The sequence below is a fragment of the Schaalia sp. Marseille-Q2122 genome, from assembly GCF_903645355.1.
Classification (GTDB): Bacteria; Actinomycetota; Actinomycetes; order Actinomycetales; family Actinomycetaceae; genus Pauljensenia.
The window spans coordinates 1-17,640 of sequence record NZ_CAHJXR010000009.1 but is presented as its reverse complement, the minus strand read 5'-3'; the positions used below and the strand labels follow the sequence as shown (position 1 = coordinate 17,640).

The window sequence follows — 17,640 nt, the reverse complement described above, 5'->3', positions numbered from 1 at the left end:
GTGAGCTGAGTCTTCGTGAAAGACTGACTGTGTTTATCGTTCCCCCTCGGGTTTTGGTGAATTGTTCGTGGCAGATTCAGTTAAGAGATGGCGGAGACGGTTCCCAGCCGTACTCTCCCTACTCCTCTCGGTAGTGCTCGTTGTCGGCGCCCTCATTTACGAGGGCGTCGCCACTGCTGAGGTTGACGTCGATGACGGCGGCATCTGGGTGACGAATCGTTCGCGTCATCTAGTTGGCCACCTGAACTATGAGTCGCGAACTCTGGATTCTGCGCTGCGCACTCAGAGCGCAGACTTTGATATCGCTCAATTCAAAGAGACAGTGACGTTTTCTGATGCGTCGCTATTTGCTGTTGCTCCTATCGAGGTAGCGAATGTTCGCTTAGGGGCAGCGACCTCTATGCCGCCCCAGTCTCAGGTTGCCCAGGGCGCGCAGCGCCTGGGGGTCCTTGATCCGAATGAGGGCAATGTCTGGGTGACCTCGGCAGTGACACCGTCTTCAGTTCCTTTTTCCGAGGAAACTGCACTGGCCACCGACATGGAAGCGGGGGTGCTCACCGCCTCACATAATGGTGCTGTGTTTGCCTTGTCTGCCCAGGGAAACATGGTCGGTATCTACCCAGATGGCGCCCTTGACCGGGTCGTGCGCATACCGGTTTCTGGCCTCTCTAAGACTGCGAAGCTGCAGCTGACCGCCGTCGGGGATCAGCCTGTTGGCTATGACTCGGTGACGAATACTCTTATCCTCCCGGATGGCTCCCTACGTGATCTCGGGAAGGAGTCTGTTGCTTCGGGCGGAGTGTTGCAAGAGCCTGGTCCAGACGCTGAGTCGGTCCTATTGGCAACAGACGCTGCCCTTGTTGAGATCCCGCTTAATGGTGATCCGGTGCTTTTCCACCCGGCTTCTGAAGCTTCGCGCTCAGGTGTCCCGGCGGCGCCGGTACGCCATATGGGGTGCGCCTATTCTGCGTGGGCCGGTTCAGGAGCGTATATTCGCGTCTGTGCCGACGCGGGATTGAGCCTCCAGATGGAGGTTGACTCACTCAAAACGGCGTCAGAGATTCAGTTCCGTACGAACCGCACTCGTATTGTCTTGAACGAGACGGGCACGGGATCTGTGTGGCTACCCGATAACAATATGGTGCTCATGGACGACTGGGATCAGATTGATTCTCAGCTCCGAAAGGAAGAGAACCTCGAAGACTCTCCTCAGATCACCGATGAAATTGCTGATCCTGAACGGCAAGAACAGAACACTCCTCCCGAGGCTGTTGATGACGAGTTCGGTGTTCGTCCGGGGCGGACCACCACTTTGCCCGTTCTGATGAACGACTCTGATGCCGATGGAGATGTCCTGACAGCACGTCCAGTCACACAACCCAGCCAGGGGGATATCGCGCGTACCCGCGGGGGTCGTGCTCTTCAGATATCGGGGTTGGACGAGGGCGCCGCCTCGACGACCTTCGTCTACGAGGCCTCTGACGGTCAGGCTGTTGATACGGCGACAGTTCGGGTTGACGTCCGCCCGTGGAGTATGAATGAGGGGCCCCGGCAGCTTCGGGATCCTGGTGTCAAACTTGGTGCCAGCGCACAGATTGAGTACAACCTCCTTGCTGACTGGATTGATCCCGATGGGGATGCAGTCTTTTTGCAGGATGTGTCTGGCAGTGAGAGCCTTGAAGTGCAGTTCCGCAAGGAAGGAACGGTGTCCATTCGTGACTTGGGTGCTCAGCCAGGGGCGCACACGCTTGTCGTGACGGTCTCGGATGGGCGCGAAAGTACAGCGGGCACTCTTACGGTTCATGTCCAGCAGCCGGGTAATCTTCCCCCAATCGTCAACGCTGATTTCTATGTCATCCCCGTTGGGGAAACTGCTGTGATTGAGCCTTTGGCGAATGATAATGACCCCAATGGCGACCGCCTCAAACTGGTGGCAGTCTCGGTTGCGCCAGCGGGAGCTGTCCTGACACCTGACCTTGAACTTGGTTCAGTGTCCTTTGTTGCTCGCGCTAAAGGGTCCTACCACTTCACTTACACGGTGACGGACGGCCCCTCGACTGCGCTTGGTGTGGTTCGCGTTGATGTCGTCGATGTGGATGCGAAGGCTGCGCCTGTGGCCGAAGATGATCTCGCTGTGCTCCCAGCGGGTGGTTTCGTTCATGTTGCTCCCCTGAGTAACGATTCCGATCCTTCGGGTGGCGTCCTCGTGGTTCAAAGGATCGAGGTTCCCGAGGGGGCGGGTCTGGAGGTGATCCTCATTGATCGTCACCTCTTGCGGATTTCAGCTCCCAGTGGTCTGGATAAGGCCGTCAGCGTGCCTTATGTTGTCTCAAATGGTGTGAGCACGGCATCGGCTCTGGTGACGGTTGTCCCCAGTGAAGCCCTCGATGATAAGCAGCCGCCACGTCTGCAGCCTGACCGTGCCAAGGTGCGCGTGGGTGACATTGCTTCCGTTCGCGTACTGGCAAATGACATGTCCCCGGCAGGTCTGGCAATGAGAGTGGACCCGGTCTTGGAGTTCACACCTGAACCCGAGGTGGGTACTCCCTTTGTCACGGGCAACCTCGTACGTCTTGCGGCGGGGGAGCGTCCGGGAGTGATGCACGTGTCGTACACCGTGCGCGACTCGGTGGGTAATCTTGCAACGTCAACGGTTCTTTTTGAAGTGCGTCCTCTTGAAGGGACCAATGCGGCACCGCAGCCAAAGGCGCTGACCGCCTGGGCGGTATCAGGGCAAACAGCTCGAATACCTGTTCCTTTGAATGGGATTGATCCCGATGGCGACTCCGTCACCCTTGTTGGCATTGAGCAATCTCCGACGAAGGGATCTGTCGCCCTCGGTGTCGACTGGCTTGAATATACTCCTGCCCCGAATACCACGGGAACGGATGTCTTCACCTATATTGTCGAAGACCGCTTGGGTAAGCAGTCATCGGCGCGTGTGCGTGTGGGTATTGCGGCTCCCGATGCCTACAACCAAAACCCGGCGGCGGTGCGTGACACTGTTCGAGCCCGCCCCAACCGAAGCCTCTATATTGCGGTCCTTGTGAACGATATTGACGCCGATGGTGACACAGTGGCTTTGATAGAAGGTTCGCTCGAGAGCAATACTTCCGAGATTTCTCCAGTCATTAATGGCTCAGTGGTTTCTTTGACCACCCCAGCAGCTGAGGGTAGCTACGTCATTTCCTACGGGATCACTGATGGCCGCGGCGGGCAGGCAACAGGCACGCTGACGGTGATCGTGTCTGAAGACGCTCCGTTACGCGGGCCGATTGCGCGCGATGACGTGGTGACCTTGGCGGAGATGCCGACTTCGGGTGGACCCGTGACGGTGAAGGTGTTGTCCAATGACGAGGATCCGGATGGCAATTCTCAGGCCTTGAAGATCAGTGCTCAGGCTGATGGTGTCACAGTGGATGGGAACGTTCTGCGGATTACCCCGTCGGAAAAGCGTCGGATGGTGGTCTACACCGTGACCGACGAGGATGGGCTGAGTGCTGTGGCGATCGTGTCCGTTCCCGGGGTGGAACGTACTCGTCCGTCTATCGACGAGTCGAAGTTCCCTATTGAAGTGCGTGCAGGTCAAGAAGTATCTCTGGATATCACGGATTACGTACAAGTGCGTGCTGGCCGCACTCCTCGCATCGTCAATCCTTCCTCTGCAAAGGGTGCTGCGGGTATTGAGCCGGAGATCACCGTTGAGAAGGAAAGGATTATTCGCCTTCGGGTGCGTGAGGACTTTGTTGGGAAGACCTCGGTATCGTTTGAGGCGCGCGATGGCGCTCACGATGATGAATCAGCTCTGTCCGCTGTGCTGATGATTCCCTTGAAGGTCATTGCTGCGGTGAATACGCCGCCAACCTTCACCCCGACCCCTATCCGCGTCTCTGCTGGCGGTGACCCTGTCCGGGTGGAATTGGCGCAGATGGTCAATGACCCTGATGGCCAGGATCCTGCGGGTTTCACCTATGCGCTTGGTGGGGTGCCTGACGGTGTGAGTGTCACTCTGAGTGGCAGTCAGCTTGCTGTGCAGGCCCGACTGGACCAACAGAAGGGGCCGGTGGGAATGATCACGGTCTCTGTTGACGATGGCTCTGGTGAGGTGCAGGCATTTATCCCCGTCTCAGTGGTCGCTTCAACGCGCCCATTGATTCAAACCTCAGATGCTCTTGTGAATGCAGCAAATGCTGGTGGTCGAGAGCTCATTGATCTGACACGGTACACGATTAACCCCTTCCCTGAGACCCCGCTGCGCATTGTCGGGGCCAGTGTCCAGCTCGGCGAAGGCACAGTAGACCCGCAAGGTACAACCCTTGCGATTACTCCTGCCGTAGGCTTCCACGGCCAGATGACGGTGCTGTATCGCCTGATGGATGCGACAGGGGATCCTGATCGCGCTGTTGAAGGTCGGGTTCGCCTCGTTGTTCGAGACCGCCCAGAAGCTCCGACGGGAGTATCCGCGCAGGTCATCGGTGCAGGTCGTGCTGTGGTGTCCTTCCAACCGGGCAGTGATAACGGTGCTGAGATTGAGGGCTTTACGATTACTGATCATTACAGTGGTCGCACCTACGAGTGCCGTGTCGCCTCATGCCCCCTGGAAGGGCTGGACAATGGTGTCGAGCACTCCTTCACTGTTGTGGCGCGTAATGCTGTGGGTGTATCGGACTCCTCGACCCGTTCCGCGCCCATCCTGGTGGATGCGCGTCCGGGGATGCCTAATCCTCCGACTGTCTCGCCTGGAGACGGGGAAGTGACGGTGACGTGGACGCCCCCTCAGAATGAAGGTTCGGCAATCCGCCATTACACGTTGTTCGTTGCGGGTGATCCCAGTAAGGAAATCCAAGTCGATGGGGCGCTGACATCGACCACCGTTAAGGGATTGAAGAACGGCGTGGGCTATTACTTCACCATTCAGGCGCATAATTCTGCTCCTGAGCCGTCCCCCATATCGGAAGCATCTTCGGCCGCCGTACCTTTTGGTCCGCCGGGAGCCCCGTTGAGTGTCCGTGCGCAGGCTGTTAATGCTCTTGACGCTTCAACGGTTGAGGTAGATATTTCTTGGGACTACCCGCCGCTCAATGGCCGTAAGGTTGATCGTGTTCGCATCGAGATCGAAGGAATGGGAACCCACGAGGAGAGCGTGACACCGGAGAAGAACTCCGTGCGTATGAAGGTCGCTGCGGCGAGTGATTACAGGGTTCGTGTTGCTTTGCGTAACGAGGAGAACCAGTGGTCGGGCGTAGCGGAGACTCGTTTCGATGCCTTTGGTCTGCCCTTGGCGCCTCCCCGACCGTCGGCTCGCGCAACGGGTAACTCTCGTGAAATTGAGTTGGTGGATGTCGCAAAGGCGCCAGGTAATGGCTTTAGTGCTGATGCGTTGACCATCGAATGGACGCCGAAAGACCAGGAATCCTGGACGCCGGTCACTCCGCGCATCCTCCTTCCTTCTAATGGCCGCCAGTGGATCTCGGTGCGTCAGCGTGCGGTTGGTATCGGCCAAAAGGTGGTCTTTAGTGAGGTTGTGACCATCGAGGTTCATCCGTATGCTCCGCCGGGTACGCCTGAACTCTCTGGCCGTCAGGAGGGGGCATCCTTGGTGTACTCCTGGAGTTTGAACTCTGATGGTATCGGTCAGGCGCTGCGCAGTGTTGAGCTCATCATTAATGGCAGTAGTTATGCGGTGGGTATCGATCAAAATCGTTATGTTCTGCCCGATGTTCAGCCCGGCGGCGAGTATCAGGCGAGCCTCACTGTCACGGCAGAGGACGGGCGGAAGGCTGACTCTGGTGTTGTGTCCATTCGGATTCCAGGCAGGATTGAGGGGCGTCTTCTTGAGTGCCCTGTCGAAGAAGGGCCACTTGAACCGGAGAATCCTACGCCGGATATCCCAGATCCAAATAACCCGGCTCCAGATCTTCCACCTCCTCCTCGCCCAGATTGCAAGCGTCTCGAACTTCAGGGGGTGTCATGGCATCCATCGATTCCATCCTTGACCTGCACGATCTGGCATGACGGCCGACATGTCGAGCGGGAGGTGTCAACAAGCCAGTGGACGCCCACTGACCTCACGTTGGTCAATGTTGATGAGAATGATCTGCCTCTGTGGATCTCCAAGTCGGTAGAGTGCCGCCCTCACTAAGAGAAGGAAGAAGAATGTCTCTTTCGGTTGAATCAGCGCAGGCGTTTTCGCAGACCTTCGCCGCCCTGGTGTCGAATGTGTCGATTGCGCTTCTTGATAAGACGCATGTGGTGCGTTTAGCTCTCACCACGATGTTCGCAGGCGGGCATCTCCTGCTTGAGGACGCTCCGGGCACGGGGAAGACGGCACTTGCTCGCGCGATTTCCGCAGCAATTAATGGCACGACCTCGCGTATTCAGTTCACTCCTGACATGCTGCCGTCCGATATTACGGGCGTGAATATGTTTGATCAGCAGACGCGGCAGTGGAGCTTTCACCGTGGTCCGATTTTTGCGGAGATCGTCCTTGCTGACGAAATCAACCGCGCCTCCCCGAAGACTCAGTCGGCCCTGTTGGAGGTCATGGAGGAAGGCCAGGTGACTGTTGACGGTACCACTCATCGCGCGCCGGCCCCCTTCATGGTTATTGCCACGCAGAATCCTGTTGAGCAGGCGGGTACTTATCCTCTGCCTGAGGCCCAGTTGGACCGTTTCTTGATGAAGACATCACTGGGATACCCCTCGCGTACGGCGATGGTCGAGATTCTTGGTGGTGCTGCGGCCCCCGATCGTTCCCGTTTGATCCAGCCGTCTTTGTCGACGCGCGATGTTTTTGCGATTGCGCAAGATGTCGCACTCAACCACGTTGATCGCGCTGTCCTCGATTATGTTGCCGCCCTGGCGGAGGCTACCCGTGATGATGAGAACGCTCAACTGGGGGTGTCTACCCGCGGCGCGATTGGTATGGTTCGTTGCGCGCGGGTGTGGGCTGCCGCGCAGGGGCGCGCCTTTGTCCTCCCTGATGACATTAAAGCCTTGGCTGGCCCAGTGTGGGAACACCGGATTGTGGTGGACCCCGATGCTTCCTTCTCGGGTGCAACGGCGGCGGGTATTGTGGCCCGTGCGCTCACGACTGTTCCGGCTCCTGCGGTAGGAGCTTGATCAACGGATGGCAATGTCGGGTGCTTTAGCGAGTATTCGGGTGCGTTTTTCCCGTGTGCGCGCGTTGAGATTCCCTGGGTTTGACTGGCTGCGCCGTTTCCTTGATCCCCTGACGCGCGTTGGTTGGGCCACAGTCGTGACGGCCGTGCTTGCAGGCGGGTGGGCGGGATACTCGGGGTGGATCGAGGCTGGCACCGTCGCTGTGGCCTGCGGCGTGAGTATCCTCATTGCTGTCATTGTGGTGATGGGAAGCAGGAGCCTTGAGGTGAGTCTCCGGATCCCGCAGGCTCGTACTGTCGTTGGCCGCAGTATCGTTGGCGAGATTGAGGTTCGCCCTGCGGGGCAGGGGCGCTCCCGATCAGCTGTCGTTGAGATGCCTGTGGGTGAGAGTATCGCCCAGTTTTTTGTCCCCTCCTTGGGATCGCAACGGCAGTGGAGCGAGGTGTTTGCGATTCCGGCGCGTCAACGTGGTGTGGTGGTCCTGGGTCCGGTTCGCACGGTGCGTGCAGACCCTCTTGGCTTGATTCGGAGGGTGAAGGAACTTGCTGATCCCATTGAGGTGATTGTGCACCCACAGACTGTGCGCGTGCCTTTTGATGCGACGGGTTTCCAAGCGGATATTGAAGGCGTTGTCACTGCGAAGCTTTCCTCTTCGGATGTGTCTTTTCATGCTTTGCGTGACTATATTCCCGGTGATGATCGGCGTAATGTCCATTGGCCGACGACGGCACGAACAGGGCGTTTGGTAGTTCGTCAATTTGAGGAAACGCGGCGTTCGCATCACTTGCTGCTCTTGGATAACCAGGCGCAGCACTGGACGGATGATGACTTTGAGCTGGCGGTGTCAGCTGCAGCTTCGATGGCGCTAGCTGGTGTGATGGCTGCGCGGAAGGTGTCTTTTGCTACGGGCACTGAGTGGGTGACAACAACGTCACCCACTCGCATGCTTGATAACCTTGCTCGTATTGAGCTCAGCCCCGGAAGGTTTTCTCTTCCCGAGCGGGTGAGCGGAGCGTTGGCTAAACGGCCCGGGGTCTCAGCGTTGACGATAGTCACGGCTGAGAGTGTGAGTGATGAGCAGATTGCTGCCGCGTTGAGCCGTGTTGCCCCCGACGTGGAATGTACCGTCATTAAGGTGGATCCGCAGGGTGTGCCTCGTCGGTCACGGATTCTGGGTGCGAGCGTAATGCACTGTCCTGAGCTGCAGGATCTTCCCCGTTTGATTGCTACGAGGAGCCGTGTATGAGCTCGCGTATTTCTTCGCTTCCCCCGACTCCTCCCAGTCGTCTGGCGCAGCGCCGCCAACCTTCAGCTCTACCCGCCTGGGTGTTCCTTGTGCTGATTCTTTTCTTCGCTCCTTTGGTTGTGCTCCATGAGCCGGTCTTTGGTGATGGGCGGGGTCTGATTGCAGCGGGCGCTGGCGTGTCGGTGGGGCTGTGCATTGCTCTGATTGCTTCGGTGTGGCGTTGGCGTCCTTTGTCGATCTTTGCTGCTGTCCTGACGGCTTATTTCCTTGTGGGTGGTCCTGCCGCTCTTCCGACAACAACGCTATTCGGTGTGCTTCCGTCCGCTCAGACCATTCAGGCTTTGGCGTTGGGGGTGGTGCGTTCATGGAAGGATCTGCTGACGGTTGAGCCTCCCGCCAGTCAGTATGTTGGGCCGGCTTTGGTGCCGTGGATGAGTGGCCTGGTGGCGGCGTGTTTGGCAGGGTATTTCACCGTTTATCGAGGGAAAGGCATCCTTGGTTCGGTGCCGATGATCCTGTTTGCGATGGTGGGTATCGGGTGGGGCCTCGCTGGGCAGTTCCCGTCACCGCTGCCGACGATCGTGTGGATCTGCGCCTTGCTGGCTTGGTGGGCTTTCCTGGGGCAGAAGGAACGAATCCGCACGGGTGAGGATATTGTGATCGGCCGCCGCGCTGTTGCCGCTGCGTCTGGTCAGACGGTGTCCGCGTTGACTGCGACGCGCTCCCATTCAGCTTCGGTGAATGTTGGCCGTCAGATGGTCACTGCCATGGTGTCAGTTGTGGTGGTGGCATTGGGAACGGGTTTGAGCCTGTCGACGTTGGGTTCGTGGACGCAGCGCGTTGTCTTGCGTGATGTTGTTGACCCGCCGTTGAAGGTCTATGAATTTCCATCTCCGCTGTCGGCATTTCGGCGCTTATCGACTGATCTGAAGGAAGAGACTCTCATTGAGGTTTCGGAGCTTCCTGACGGCGCGCGCCTGCGTATTGCAGCGCTTGAAGTGTATGACGGGACGACTTTTGGTATTGCTCCTGCAGAGTCGACGGGGAGAGCGGGGTATGTTCCTGCGGGCGTTGATTTACCTTTTGCGAGGATTCCTGAGGGCGCCCCGTCATTGGATCTTCAGGTGAAGACCTTCCACCTGTCTGGGCCGTGGCTACCGACGGTGGGGATGCCTCTTCGTCTTGAGTTCGGCGGGGATTCCAGTGAGGAGCAGCAGGACGGTTTGTACTTTGATCGGTGGGCGGATGCGGCATTGACCGCTAATTCTTCGCAGGAGCAGACCTATTGGTTGCGGGCGGCTATCCCGCCGGTGTGGTCCGATGGGCAGCTTTCAGGCGTGCCGTCAGTGCCGATTGTCGCACCGAAGGATCAGCAGGTTCCGCACGCGGTTGGTGACTTGGCGGCTAAGGTGACGCAGGCTGAGCGATCCTCTTTGGGGAAGGCGCGTGCGATTGAACGCTACTTGTCGAAGGAGGGTTTCTACTCGAATGAGGATCATGCGCAGTCTCGTCCGGGTCATCGCGCCGATCGTTTGTTGCGCATGTTAGAGGCCGAGCAGCTCATCGGGGACGATGAGCAGTATGCCGCCCTGATGGCGTTGATGCTGCATTCTTTGGGGATTAATGCGCGCGTGGTCATGGGCGCCTATCCGGATGCGTATGAGCCTGGCGCGCTGTCCTTGCGTGGGGCTGATATGCACGTCTGGGTTGAAGTGGAGTTTGAAGGCGTGGGGTGGGGGCGTTTTGACCCGACTCCGCCGAGGGATCAGGTTCCACAGACGGAGGTTCCCAAGCCTCGCTCTGTTCCTCGTCCGCAGGTGCTGCAGCCGCCAGAGCCTCCCGAAGAACCAGCAGAGTTGCCTCCCGGCACCTCGGATAGGGGGGCGAAGTCGGACTCTCGCGACGCCTACCCCATTCCGTGGGGGATGATTGCCGGCGTGAGTGGCATTTTGTTGCTTCTTGCGGCCCCATTTCTTGCCATTGTGGTGTGGAAGGCCATGCGTCGTCGCTCGCGGCGCCGTGGGGAGCCTCGACGGGTGATGTCGGGCTGTTGGGATGAGATCGTTGATCTGGCGGTTGATTCGGGTGCTCGAGTGGATCCTGCGTGGACTCGTCAGGAGACGGCGTGGACCTTAGCGAAGTCAGTGTGGGCTGTGTCAGCTGCTGGGCAGGGGAGCGCTGGGGCTGAGGGCACTCCCTGGGAGGGGGACCTTGATGGGCTTCCGCGAGTGGTCGAGATCGCGCAGGTTGTCGATTACGGTACTTTCTCGGGGGTTGCTGTTTCGGATGATCAGGCGGCGGCTCTGTGGGGCGAGGTCATTGGGGCGCGGGGAGCGCTGAACCGGAAGCAGTCCTGGGTGCAGCGTATGAAGCGCCGTTTGTCGTTGCGTTCCTTGAGGGAGCGCCGCCGCCAGAAGGGGAAAGCTCGTAGGAGGGTGAAACGATGACATCAATGAGTGGTGTCAAGAATGCAGGGCCGTCCATTCCGGGGTACTCCTGGGTGCGTTTGCTGGGATCGGGTGGTTTTGCTGATGTCCACCTGTATCGCCAAGAGATTCCTGCCCGCGATGTTGCTATCAAGATTCTGCGTGAGGAAGCGCTGGGGCAGCATTCTGTGCTTTTGACGAGGGAAGCGCACGCGATGGCTGCGCTGTCGGGTCACCCTGCGCTTGTCCCTCTTCATGAGTACACGACGACGGCATCGGGTGTGCCCTACCTGGTGATGGACTACTGTCCGGTGACGAACCTGGGACGTCAGGCAGCGCTTGAACCCTTGGGAGTCGCTCGAGTCCTGGACATTATGATCCGCATTAGTGGTGGCGTGGAGATGCTGCATCGTGCGGGATTCATCCATCGTGATATTAAGCCGGCCAATGTCATGATTGATGCCTATGGTCTGCCTCGCCTGGGGGATTTTGGAGTTGCTGCTCGAGTGGGCGAGGTTGCAACGGAGGAGTCTGATGGTTTCTCTTTGCTGTGGGCGGCGCCCGAGCAGCATATGGCCGGGTGTGTGGCGCATCCGGCGGTGGATGTGTGGGCGTTGGCGTCGACCACGTGGAGTTTGCTGGCTGGTCGGAGCCCCTTTGAGGATCCTTTCGGCGATAATTTGATGTTGGCTTTGTCTTCGCGGGTTCATGCCGGACAGATTCCGCGTTTAGGTCGGGCTGATGCTCCGCCCGAGCTTGAAGCAGTTTTGCGGGGATCATTGCGTGTGCGTCCTCAGGAGCGGCCACCGAGTGCTCTCGATTTTGGTCGGGGCCTTCAACGAATCCAGCAGCGTATGGGGTTGCCTGTAACGGCGATGGATATCCATGATGCGCCGATGGCTCAGCAGGAATTTGCGTCCGTTTCTTCAGGGCTTCCTCAAAGCGTTGATGCGGACCGCACTCGTGTGAGGGCTCATCGTATTGAGGAGCACTCTGAGCAGTTGCCTGCTGTGACACCCAAGGGGAGAGACAAGTCTGAGGATTCTCATGGCGCCCGTGTGCATCCGGTGGCGTTGCTGGCTATTGCCGTGTGCACCGTTTTGGCTACTGCCGGTTTGATTGTTGGGATGCTCACCCAATCAGGGAGTCTGCAGTTGAGCGCAGCTGAAGGGAAGGATCCTTTCGTGCCGAGCGCTCCTGACGAGATTGGACCGGTGGGAAATCCTCCCCGTGCTCCGCATAGCCTGTCGGCAAAGATTTTCGAGGACAGGATTTTGTGGACCTGGCAGCATGATGGCGAGCAGGATGAGGCGACGGCTGCTCCCTCTGAGGCGCAGAGCGGTGTTGTTCTGCCGCAAAGCGGGGCAACGGAAAATAGTGCGATACAGCGTTCGGAGGGTGTTTCAGCCTCGCGCGGATCGGAGCAGGGCCAGGCGGGTGTGGATACAGGAAGTGGGGAGGGTGTGCGTTTTCTCTATGAGGTGACGCGACCCGGTAGGGATCCTCTGGTGGGAACAACAGCCTTGAATGCTTTCGATTCTCCCGCTGTACCCGGCAAGAATTGCTTGGAACTTGTCGCGAAGGGGCAGGATGGCCGCCAATCTGATGCGGTAACAACCTGTATTGACGTTCCTGCAGCACCCTAGAAGAGGATCTCAGCGACTGGCGCCGTCCTGTGAGGCTGTCTTGGCTTTCATGGGGCGGCGTAGTTTATCCACCATGAGGGCTACGAGACCGGCGACGGCCGCGCTTCCAGCAAGGAGTAGCAGCAGAGGCTTCGGCAATGCCTCGGTTGTGGGTGCGGGAGGGGCTGCCAGCGGGACAAGTTTTTCCGTGTGCGCGTCGGCAAAGCGAGGGTTGGGCGGGCCCGCCATGGAGCCGTCGTTAATGAAGTTGATGGCGTCATGAGGGGCGACTATTCCCCAGCCGATGGCCTTGTCGCGCGATCCTAGCGATGGGCGTAGCGCGGTTGCGAGAAGGCGGTATTCCCAGTCGGCGGGGGATTCCTTGGGATGGGCAGAGGCGACGAGTGCGGCTGCGGCGGCGACGTAGCCGGTGGCGTAGGAGGTCGAGGGTGCTTCGCCAGCGAACACGCAGTCCCCCCAGCGAAGGAAAGCGGTGAGCACCTGGGCACCGGGGGCGGCGACCTCGACGTGAACGCCACTGGACACAGCGGCGCTGGGGTTGCCTGCGGCATCAACGGCGGTGACTGAGAGGACGGATGGGTAGGCTGCGGGGAAGCGTACTAGGTTGGCGTCCTCTTCGGGCGTGACATTCCCCGCTGAGGCAATAACGAGGGCGCCGGAGGTTGTTGCGTGCTCGACAGCTGCTCGCAGATCGGGTGCGTCGGATGGGGTGGACTGGGGGACGACGATGATTTTGGCTCCGCGGTCGGCGGCAATGCGGATACCCTCGGCTGTGCGTTGCGCTTCGGGGGCTTGTCCGGCGCGGATGGCCTCGTTACTCGTGTCCGCATAGACGCGGATGGGAAGGATTGTTGCTTGGGGTGCCATTCCAACGAGGCCGGAGCCGTCTACTGGGCGGGCGGCTATCTGCGCGGCGATGGCTGTGCCGTGTCCTGAGGTGTCGGTGCGGCCGTCACCGGCCTCCACTAGATCAACGCCAGGTACGACGGACTGGGTGAGATGGGCGTTGGCTGCATCGACACCCGAGTCCACGATGGCAACGAGGACATTGCCGTCGGCGAGCTTCCATGCTTCCTGAAAACCCAGTTGTGTGAGTGCTGCGGGGGGTTGGGGGACGTATTGGGTGATGCCGGGGGTGCAGGCTTGATTCTCAGCGCGGGCGGCTGGAGCTGCCGCTGAGAGGGTGAGGGCGCAGACGACGAGGCCGCTACAGGCAATGCCAGCTGCAATGCTGTTCGGGAAGCGGGTCATGTGCTGACTGTCTCCCAGGCAGCCTGGGGTAGGAGGTCGACGCCGGAGGGGACGAGGGCTGCCCAGGGGGCGGGGATCGTGAGAATGTCGGTGTCCTTCCAGCCGAGGCGCGCGATGGCCTCGCCGGGAGTGGATCCAAGTCCGTGGGACTTTCCGTCGTCGGTGATGACCATCGTCGCGCCGAGGGTGCCACCGGAGGAGGTGCGGATGAGGGCGCCACCACCACCGGGAACGCTCACTGCATTGAGGGGTGTGGGTAGGGAATCGTCGGCGTTCTGTCCTCCGTTGGCGTTAGTGATGGCCGAGCGCGTTTCCCAGGAGGTGAGGAAGGTGCCCGAGCCATCCTTACTGGTGAGGAGTGAAGCGCAGGGGGAGTGGTCGCTGGGGACGATGTTTTCTACCGAGGTGGGCCAGTCGGAGGGCGCGTAGGTGTCAGCGGCGACGGTGAGCGTGCTCAGCTCAGCAACGGTTGCTTTGAGGGAGTTGCCGACGAGTTCACCGGTTTTACTGATGCGGTGGAGGCGCTCTGCGGTATCTGAGAGAGGCGCGATGGTGGCATCTCCGGTGACGATGTAGCGTCTGGCTGCGTCTCCATCTTCTACCTCGATAATTGATCCGATGACGGCGCTACCTAACCGGGGGGGCATGCCTGTGACTGGGTGGCCGGCGTGGGCGATGTCGAAGGGAGAAAGGTCGGAACCCTGCTCGAAGAGGTTGAGCCAATCGGCGCTGACCTCTTGGGGTTTGAGGGCGTCAAGACCCAGGGCGATGAGCACGCCGGTGCGTGAGTCGGGGCTAATGAGGTGCCGGGTGCCGCTCGAGAGCAGGTAGTAGTCGTCTTTGTGTGCGACGAGGGCGTTTCCTTGTTCGGTGGGGCCTTCTGGGGCGATACCAACCCAGGTGTGTGTGCCGGTTGGGAGGGCGCAGGACAGCCAGAGGTGGGAGGCGAGGGCGGATGAGTCAGGAACGTCGTCGGGGACATCCGTGAGGCCAATGCTCGAACCGCGGGGGATGCCGGAAATGGTGCTGGCGGAAACCTCGGAAATCTTGAATTGTCCGGGTTCGGATAGGAGGCGTGCGGAGGTGACGTTGGTGACGGGGCGGAGGGTGCCGTTGATGCTGAAGTAGCGCGCTCCGGTGCCTTTAATGACTACGAGGGTAGAGTTTTCCCAGCCTTGCGGGAGAACGGGAGCGAAGCGTGAGGCGATGGCCGCTCCGCCGAGCATAATGAGGCAGATGATAAGACCTGCGATGAGCGGGCGGGAGGGGGCTGAGGGCGAGATTTCTTTGCCGCTGGGGATACCTGAGGAGAAGGCGGTGATGAGGCGGCGTCGGTTGAAACGTTGCGCTTCGAGGATTTCCTTATTGGATGGCATTAGATGAGCCCCCATACGGCCATGGTGAGCGGTGGGATACACAAGAGTGCGATGACGGATGCAGCATCAGCGACGCGGGTCAGGTGGGGGCGGGCGCGTACGGAGACGACATTGAGGCCGAGGACCAGGATCCCCACGACGACGGCTCCGGCGATGACGTAGGGCATGGATGCGGGAAGGTTGAGGGCCGCTAGGACGCCGGTGGTGGTGGTCACGAGCATTCCGGTGATGACGCCGAGGAGGACTTCAGTTTTGCCGTGGAGGCTGCGGGTGGAGAGCATGAGTGCGACGCCGATGGCTGTCGTGAGTGCGATTCCGGTAATGCTGGTGGCTACGAGGGGGAGGAGGATGAGGAGTGCGAGGGAGGATGCGCCTTTGAGGGAGAGGACGAGTATGCGTCCGTTTGCTACCTGGTTGCGGATGAGTGAGGTGTCGGGGGCCGCGCTCTGGGGTGGGTTGTCAACCCGGACGGGTATGTGTGCGAGGGCGATCCAGGGGGCGAGGAGGACCATGATGACGTTGATTGCCATGGTGAGGCCCGCTGCAGCTTGAGGGGGTATCCCAACGAATGCGGTGAGGAGCCCGACGAGGAGGAAAGAGAATCCCAGGAAAAGGGGGGCTGCGAGCACGGGTCGGGAGGGGCGCGATAGCACCAGGCATGTGGGGGCCGTGAGGGCGAGGGTTGCACCTGCTGCGGCGAGCGGGAGCTGATACCAGGCGCCGGGGGTGAGTGCGTGGGCTGTGCATGCGGCGAGGAAGGGGGCGCATAGTGCGAGGGAGATCGCGCCTTGCGGGGTTGTGGAGCGTCGTGCGACGAGGGCAGCGCTGAGGGTGACTAAGGCTGTTCCGGTGATCCCCGTGATTGCGGTGATGAGAGGGGGTGCGTCTTGGGTGAGGAGTAGGAGGGCGGCGACTGTGAAGATTGTTGCTGCTGAGTGGGCGGAGAGGTGGACGCTGTCGCCGGGTTGCCAGGCGGTTTGAGTGGTCGCGATGGTGTCGCCGACGGCTTCTACGAGGTCATCGTATCGACGTTCGGTGACGGCAGCGTCGGCGGGTTCGAGGGTGAGGACGGCTCCGGCTCCCACGCCTTGGGTGGGGAGGGAGAGGGAGGGTTGGAGGGTGCGTCCATTGCTTGTGATGACTCGGATGCCTTGGCTGGCAGCGTAGGTATCGAGGCGTCCGAGAGTCTGGAGCATTCCTGGGAGGAGTTCTGTCAGTGGAAGATCTGCGGGTACCGACATGTCCACTGTTTGCCCGCCGAAGGACACCGAGAGTGGGAAAAGCGCAGATGGGGCGCTAGTTGGTGTGGTTGACACTCGGGCGTCCTTTCGTGGATGGGGCGGAGCGCGTTGTTTTTATTATCTCGGATGCTGGTTGGAAATTAGCAATCTCGGTCACTAGTTTCTGTGAAATTCGAGACGAACCGTGGTGTGGGGCGATAGAGTGCATAGCGATACCGCTTTTTTAAGGGAAGCGGACACCAATGACACACATGGAGGTGGAAACGTGGCTGGACAAGTTTCAGCAGCAGAGGGTGCGCTACGCCGTGGCGCCGAGACGGTTGCGCGTACGCAGGCTGATCTCGAAAGAGAGCTCCGTCAGCTTGAAAGCCAGATTGCTGCTATTGGCGGTAACTGGACTGGTGCAGGCGCTGTTGCTTTCAACCGTCTGATGGCAACCTGGAATGAGAATTCTGCTCGCGTGGTGGCAGCTCTTCGTACCTTCGAAGAGAATCTGCAGTCCTCGCAGACCCGTCATGAAGTGACGGACGAGAGCCAGCAAGCACTATTCCAGAACCTGGCTAACCGCCTGGGCTGAGCGAACCTGAAAGGACTGATCCCACATGGATATGAAGGTTAATTTCGCTACTCTGGCAACGGCATCGGCTGATATGGCTGCGCGCGCCAATGGCATTCAGGCCCGCCTTGATGAGATGGATAGCGAGCTTCAGCAGCTTGTTGCCAATTGGGAAGGCGATGCTCAGACTGCCTACGTTGCAGCGAAGGCTGAATGGACTGAGGGCATGGTAGGTCTGCGTGAGGTGCTGAACACGATCTCTCGCATGGTTACCGACGCTCAGGAGAGCTACAACCAGATGGATCGCGCAAACGCCGCGATGTTCGGAGGCTGAGCCTGTCCCGATGGACTGGTGAAGTGAGGGCCGCCCCGCAGGGGCGGCCCTCACCGTTTTCTTGATGCGACACGATGACGGCGTGCGCGGAGCTTTAGGGGGCGGGGTCTGTGGGAGAGGTGATGTGGAAGAATCGTTCGCCGAGGTGCACGATGCAGCCAACGGTGGCTTCTTCTGGCGATCCTGGAGTGACGGAGATCTCTGTTCCGTCAGGTCTTTGGATGTAGGTGCCGTTTGCTGAACCGAGGTCGTCGATCCATAGGCCGGTGCGGGATCGAACGATTCGTAGGTGTGTGCGAGAGAGGGAGCGGGAGGGGTCGGGTACGCCAAGGAGCGAGTCGTGGGGGGATTGGGCTGTAGGGGAACGTCCAATGAGGAGGGTGTCGGTGATGCGAGCGTGTTCTCCTGAGTCGAAGACCACCCAGTACTCATGGTGCTGAGG

At 59.7% G+C, this 17,640-nt stretch carries 11 protein-coding genes; 7 read left to right on the top strand and 4 right to left on the bottom strand.

The window, feature by feature from the left end; genetic code table 11:
• Nucleotides 1–67 precede the first annotated feature (67 nt).
• From HWX48_RS10395 to HWX48_RS10375, 5 genes are read left to right on the top strand one after another with little or no spacing between them, the layout of a single operon-like run.
• A complete protein-coding gene (locus HWX48_RS10395; protein ID WP_175957292.1) occupies nt 68–6,142 on the top strand; it encodes an Ig-like domain-containing protein in 6,075 nt (2,024 codons plus the stop codon).
• 14 nt (nt 6,143–6,156) lie between these two features.
• The gene (locus HWX48_RS10390) at nt 6,157–7,122 is read left to right on the top strand and encodes a MoxR family ATPase (protein ID WP_175957290.1); all 966 of its coding nucleotides are present in this window, start codon (nt 6,157–6,159) and stop codon (nt 7,120–7,122) included.
• 7 nt (nt 7,123–7,129) lie between these two features.
• Entirely contained in the window at nt 7,130–8,368 is a 1,239-nt protein-coding gene (locus HWX48_RS10385) for a DUF58 domain-containing protein (protein WP_175957288.1), read from the top strand.
• A complete protein-coding gene (locus HWX48_RS10380) occupies nt 8,365–10,815 on the top strand; it encodes a transglutaminase family protein (RefSeq protein WP_175957287.1) in 2,451 nt (816 codons plus the stop codon). Before HWX48_RS10385 ends, HWX48_RS10380 begins: the two co-directional genes overlap by 4 nt.
• A 5-nt stretch (nt 10,816–10,820) precedes the next feature.
• Entirely contained in the window at nt 10,821–12,440 is a 1,620-nt protein-coding gene (locus tag HWX48_RS10375) for a serine/threonine-protein kinase (RefSeq protein ID WP_175957286.1), read from the top strand.
• 9 nt (nt 12,441–12,449) lie between these two features.
• On the opposite strand, the gene HWX48_RS10370 is transcribed toward HWX48_RS10375, so the two are convergent.
• Genes HWX48_RS10370 through HWX48_RS10360 form a run of 3 tightly spaced genes read right to left on the bottom strand, consistent with a single transcriptional unit; the run spans nt 12,450 to nt 16,383 of the window.
• Nucleotides 12,450–13,691 carry a S8 family serine peptidase gene (locus HWX48_RS10370; RefSeq protein WP_175957285.1) on the bottom strand — a complete coding sequence of 414 codons (1,242 nt, stop codon included), beginning with the start codon at nt 13,689–13,691 and terminating at the stop codon, nt 12,450–12,452.
• Complete coding sequence (gene eccB, locus HWX48_RS10365; RefSeq protein ID WP_175957284.1) at nt 13,688–15,067, bottom strand: type VII secretion protein EccB; 1,380 nt, start codon at nt 15,065–15,067, stop codon at nt 13,688–13,690. Before eccB ends, HWX48_RS10370 begins: the two co-directional genes overlap by 4 nt.
• Nucleotides 15,067–16,383, bottom strand: coding sequence for an EsaB/YukD family protein (locus HWX48_RS10360; protein ID WP_175957283.1), 1,317 nt, complete (start codon nt 16,381–16,383; stop codon nt 15,067–15,069). The genes eccB and HWX48_RS10360 overlap by 1 nt, the downstream gene beginning before the upstream one ends.
• 190 nt (nt 16,384–16,573) lie before the next feature.
• Between HWX48_RS10360 and HWX48_RS10355 the strand changes: the two genes are divergently transcribed.
• Nucleotides 16,574–16,885: a WXG100 family type VII secretion target gene (locus HWX48_RS10355; RefSeq protein ID WP_175957282.1), complete on the top strand. Its 312-nt coding sequence runs from the start codon at nt 16,574–16,576 to the stop codon at nt 16,883–16,885.
• Nucleotides 16,886–16,910: 25 nt separating this feature from the next.
• A complete protein-coding gene (locus HWX48_RS10350) occupies nt 16,911–17,198 on the top strand; it encodes a WXG100 family type VII secretion target (protein WP_175957281.1) in 288 nt (95 codons plus the stop codon).
• A gap of 94 nt (nt 17,199–17,292) precedes the next feature.
• On the opposite strand, the gene HWX48_RS10345 is transcribed toward HWX48_RS10350, so the two are convergent.
• The coding region (locus HWX48_RS10345) for an FHA domain-containing protein (RefSeq protein WP_175957279.1) at nt 17,293–17,640 on the bottom strand (348 nt) is incomplete at its 5' end.